The organism is Roseomonas sp. TAS13 (assembly GCF_001950415.1).
GTDB classification, from domain to species: domain Bacteria; phylum Pseudomonadota; class Alphaproteobacteria; order Acetobacterales; family Acetobacteraceae; genus Roseomonas; species Roseomonas mucosa.
This window is the reverse complement of the sequence record NZ_BDLP01000328.1, coordinates 1-4,816: the sequence shown is the minus strand read 5'-3', so window position 1 is coordinate 4,816 and position 4,816 is coordinate 1. Positions and strand designations below refer to the sequence as shown.

Annotated in this window: 3 protein-coding genes; 1 reads left to right on the top strand and 2 read right to left on the bottom strand. The window is 62.9% G+C overall.

The annotated features are described in order from the left end of the window. The first annotated feature begins 651 nt into the window (after positions 1-651). Positions 652-1,737: a hypothetical protein gene (locus ROTAS13_RS19340; RefSeq protein ID WP_216348693.1), complete on the top strand. Its 1,086-nt coding sequence runs from the start codon at positions 652-654 to the stop codon at positions 1,735-1,737. 192 nt (positions 1,738-1,929) lie between these two features. Here the strand turns inward: ROTAS13_RS19340 and xdhB are convergent, their stop codons facing one another. After that, positions 1,930-4,221, bottom strand: a complete 2,292-nt coding sequence (gene xdhB, locus ROTAS13_RS19335) for a xanthine dehydrogenase molybdopterin binding subunit (protein WP_075823142.1) — start codon at positions 4,219-4,221, stop codon at positions 1,930-1,932. Then, on the bottom strand, positions 4,221-4,816 hold a 596-nt coding region (locus ROTAS13_RS19330; RefSeq protein WP_171979160.1), incomplete at its 5' end, for an FAD binding domain-containing protein. The genes xdhB and ROTAS13_RS19330, both read right to left, overlap by 1 nt.

Here is a 4,816-nt window from a genome sequence, read left to right as displayed (position 1 = left end):
GTCGATCAGCGCCGCCAGCCGCACCAGTTCGTGCCGCCCATCGATCATGTCGACCAGCCGCGGCCGCAGCAGATCGGCCTGTTCCGGCGGGCGCGGGCGGTGCTTCATGCCCACAAGATTCGCAGGGTTTGTCGTCGAAAACAATCGAACCCTGCAAATCCAGGTCGCCGAGCCCGGAAAATCTCACAGCTAGATCAGTGCCTTACGAGTTATTCAAGGCCGACTTATTATGGCTTGTCTTCGGTTTCACAAACACACGCTGGAATTTTCTGACTTATTGAACCAGGCTGTAATCAAATGGGAGATCATTCTGTGATGCGATTTTTATACTATCACAGTTGTCTGGATGTATTGGAGCGAACTGCTGATGAGCAATGCGTCCATGATAGGATATAGCCATTGTTGCCACCTCAGCCGGGTCGCGAGCACATGAGTTTTCAGAATTACAATGTTGATCAAGTATTTGGTGTTAGCACCGACATTCTGAGGCCTTCTTATGTTGACCGGGGCCACCTAGATGCACGGTTAGCTCGCCTCCTTGGACGTAACACACATATAGCTCTACGGGGTGAGTCTAAATGTGGAAAGTCCTGGTTGCGGCAACGGGTTGTGCCTAATGCAATCATCATTCAGTGTCGTTTGAATAAGACTGTGAGGGACCTTTACACTGATGCTCTCAGTCAGCTAGGTCTGCAACTTGTGAAGGAAACAACATCTACGAATGGTTTTGTGGGGCGTCTTCAAGCCACTGGCGATCTTGGAATTTCTGTCCTTGCTAAGCTGTCCTTAAATGTGAGCGGTGAGTTCAGGCGAGATAGTAGTGAGAAAAGCATTCCAGTTGGGCGCGATCTAGATGACCTTCGCTTCGTTTCTGAAATTATAATTGCCTCTGGCCGTCGACTCGTGATTGAGGATTTTCACTATCTTGCTCCCTCTGAAAGGCGGGCTTTTGCACATGATCTTAAAGCTCTCTGGGACTATCGTACATATGTTGTTATTATCGGCATTTGGGCGGAGAATAATCTGCTGCTTCACCTTAACCCGGATCTGACCGGTCGCATCGAAGAGGTGTCTATCTATTGGTCTGCGAGTGATCTTGAAAAAGTTGTCGAATGCGGCTCAAGAGCGCTTAATATTGAAATTGAGAGATCAATAATAGATCTTCTTGTTCAGGACGCTCATGGTACCGTTGGAATTTTACAAAAACTCGTGCTGGCTTTCCTGGACGAGCACGGCATCATCGAAACAAAAAGGCTTAAGACTTTCATTGGCAGCAGAGATAAATATGAGTCGGTTGCGATGGATTATGCGGACCAGCTTAATGCGCTATACCAGACGTTTGCCTCGCGTGTAACGGGCGGTATTAGAAAACGGCAAAAAAGCACAGGTATCTACGCTCACATGCTTGCCGTGGTCATGGATGCGGAGGTACAGAAGCTGACCGAAGGTCTAAGTACTGACGATATATTCCAGGCTGCTCACAGTCGTGAACCTCGCATTCAAAAGGGAAATCTTCGCCAAGTTCTGCAGCGTATTGACGGTATCCAAGTAGATGAAGATGGGCGCGGCTTGATCTTAACATATGACGCGAATAAAGACGAAGTATTTATAGTAGATAAGCAGTTATTCTTTTATCGTAAATATGCGACGGCTCGTTGGCCATGGGAGCGTATCATCGAGCAAGTTAATGAAAACGGTGGAGGCTATGAGGCAGAAAATGAAGTTAGCGCTATTTGATTTAGTGTGCAAAAAATGGGGCGCGATTTATTCTAAGGAAAAACACAATTTTTTAAGGGCACATTTCTGCTTAGGTCTATTGTTATTTCTGTTTCTTAATTGAAAGTCCAGGAAACTCAGTTTCCTGGCGGATAGGGGGTCTGGGGGCAAAGGCGGAGCCTTTCCCCCAGGGGCCACCCCGAATCGCCCCGTCTAACCACCCCCATCCTCGAACGCCTCCAGCATCCGCTCCGGCGTCACCGGCGCATCCAGCCGCCCCACCCCCGCCGCATCCGCCAGCGCGTTCCACACCGCCGTCGCCAGCATCAGCGGCGGCTCCCCCACGGCCTTGGAGCGGAAGATGGTGTCCGCCCGGGCGGGGGCATCGGCGAGGAGGCGGACCTCGAAGACCTCCGGCACATCGCGGGAGCCGGGGATCTTGTAGGTGGAGGGGCCGAGGGTGCGGAGGCGCCCTTGCGCGTCCCACCAGAGCTCCTCGCAGGTAAGCCAGCCCAGGCCCTGGACGAAGGCGCCCTCGATCTGGCCGAGGTCCACGGCGGGGTTGAGGGAGCGGCCGCAATCCTGGACGAGCCAGGCGCCGGTGCAGCGGTGCTCGCCGGTCAGCGTATCCACCTCCACCTCCGCGACCGAGGCGCCATAGGAGAAGTAGAAGAAGGGCTCGCCGCGCATGGCGACGGGGTCCCAGCTCAGGCCGGGGGTCTTGTAGTGGCCGGCGGCGGAAAGGGAGACGCGTTTCGCGTGGCAGAGGCGGGCGAGCTCGCCGAAGCCGAGGCGGTGGTTGCCGGCGCGGGCCTCGTCATCGGTCAGGGTGATGTCGGCGGGGTCCACGGACCAGTGCTCGGCGGCGGCGGCGATCATGCGGGCGCGGATGGCGGTGGCGGCGATCTGCGCGGCCCAGCCGTTGAGGTCGGTGCCGGTGCTGGCGGCGGTGGGGGAGGTGTTGGGGACTTCCGCCGTGCTGGTGGCGGTGATGCGGACGCGGGAAAGGGGGACGCCGAAGGTTTCGGCGACGATCTGGGCGACCTTGATGAAGAGGCCCTGGCCCATCTCGGTGCCGCCGTGGTTCAGGCGGATGGAGCCGTCGGCATAGACATGCACGAGGGCGCCGGCCTGGTTCATGCTCTGGACGCCGAAAGAGATGCCGAAGGCAAGGACGAAGGAGCCGAGGCCGCGGCGCTTGTAGGGGTGGGCGGCGTTGAAGGCGTCGATGGTGGCGCGGCGGGCGTCCCAGCCGGAGAGGGATTCGGCTTCGGCCCAGACGCGGCGGATGAGGTCGCCTTCCAGGGTCTGGCCATAGGGGGTTTTGTCGTTGTTCTCGCCGCCGGCGAAGTTGCGGGCGCGGACGGCCTCGGGGGTGGAGCCCAGGGCGCTGGCGAGGTGGCGGACGACATCCTCCGTCAGCAGCACGCCCTGGGGGCCGCCGAAGCCGCGGAAGGCGGTGTTGCTGACGGTGTTGGTGCGGACGACGCGGCCGTCGATGCGGATATGCGGCACGTCGAGGGCGTTGAGGGCGTGGGTGACGGCGCGGAAGACGACGCCGGTGGAGAGGTCGAGGGTGTGGCCGCCATCGGCGACCATGAGGGCGTCGAGGGCGAGCAGGCGGCCCGTGTCGTCGAAGCCGGCCTTCCAGCGATAGAGGAACGGGTGGCGCTTGCCGGTGGCGGCCATGTCGGCCTTGCGGGAAAGGCGGAGCTTGACCGGGCGGCCGGTGCGGTGGGCGGCGAGGGCGGCGGCGGCGCCGACCCAGGAGGCGTTGCTTTCCTTGCCGCCGAAGCCGCCGCCCATGCGGCGGGTCTGGACGGTGATGCGGTTGTAGTCGCAGCCGAGGATGCGGGCGGCGATGTGCTGCACCTCGGTCGGGTGCTGGGTGGAGGAATGGAGGGTGAGGTCGCCGTCCTCGCCGGGGATGGCGAGGCAGATCTGGCCTTCGAGGTAGAAGTGTTCCTGCCCGCCGCAGCGGAACTCGCCGGAGAGGGTGCGGGGGGCGGTGGCGAGGGCCTGGTCCACGTCGCCCGTGGTCATGACCATGGGGGGGAGGAGGAGGTCGCCCGCCTCCAGCGCGGCCTCGATGGAGAGGACGGGGGGCAGTTTCTCCACCTCCGCCGTGACCGTCTTGGCGGCGGCGATGGCGGCGTCGCGGGTGGTGGCGACGACCATGCCGAGGGGCTGGCCCCAGTGGAGGATCTCGCTTTCCGCGAAGAGGTGTTCGCCCGGCTTGTGGGCGGGGGAGATGTCGTTGCTGCCGGGGATGTCGGCGGGCGTCAGGACCGCGACGACGCCGGGATGCGCGCGGGCCTCGTCCGTGCGGAGGGCGAGGAGGCGCGCATGGGCGGTGTCGGCGAGGATCAGCGCGGCGTGCAGGGTGCCGGGGATGTCCGGGATGTCGTCGGCGAAGCGGGCCTGGCCGGTGCAGTGGGCGAGGGCGCTGTCATGGGGGAGGGGGGCGCCGGCGGTGCGGGTCAGGTTGGGCGGGTTCGTGTCCATCACGCGGCCTCCTGGCCGGACCAGCGGTGCCAGAGGCGCCTGAGCAGGTTGCCGGCGGCGCGCTTGCGATAGGCGGCGCTGGCGCGCAGGTCGTCGAGCGGGGCGATCTCCGCCATCAGGGCCTCGGCGGCGGTGGCGAAGCTGGCTTCGGTGAAGGGGGCGCCGGCGAGGGCGGCCTCGGCGCCGGTGGCGCGGGCCGCCTTGGGGCCGAGGCCGCCATGGGCGATGCGGGCGGTGGCGATGCGGTTGCCGTCGCGGGTGAGCAGGACGCTGAGGCCGACGGCGGTGATGTCCTGGTCGTGGCGGCGGGACAGTTTCTCGCAGGCCATCAGGGCGCCCTTGGGCGGGCGGGGGAGGAAGACGTCGCGGATGACCTCGCCCGTAGGCTTCAGGGCATTGCGGCGGTAGCCGGTGAGGAAGTCCTCCACCGGCATCTCGCGCTCGCCCTCGGGGCTGGACAGGCGGAGGGTGGCGCCGAGGGCGAGCAGCGGCGGCAGGGCGTCGCCGATCGGCGAGGCGGTGCCGAGATTGCCGCCGAGCGTGCCCATGCCGCGGATCTGGCGGGAGCCGAGGCGGCGCAGCAGGCCGGCGAGGG

Excerpts from the sequence above, each read along its gene's own strand:
- xdhB (WP_075823142.1), bottom strand. The coding sequence starts at position 4,221 with ATGGACACGAACCCGCCCAACCTGACCCGCACCGCCGGCGCCCCCCTC.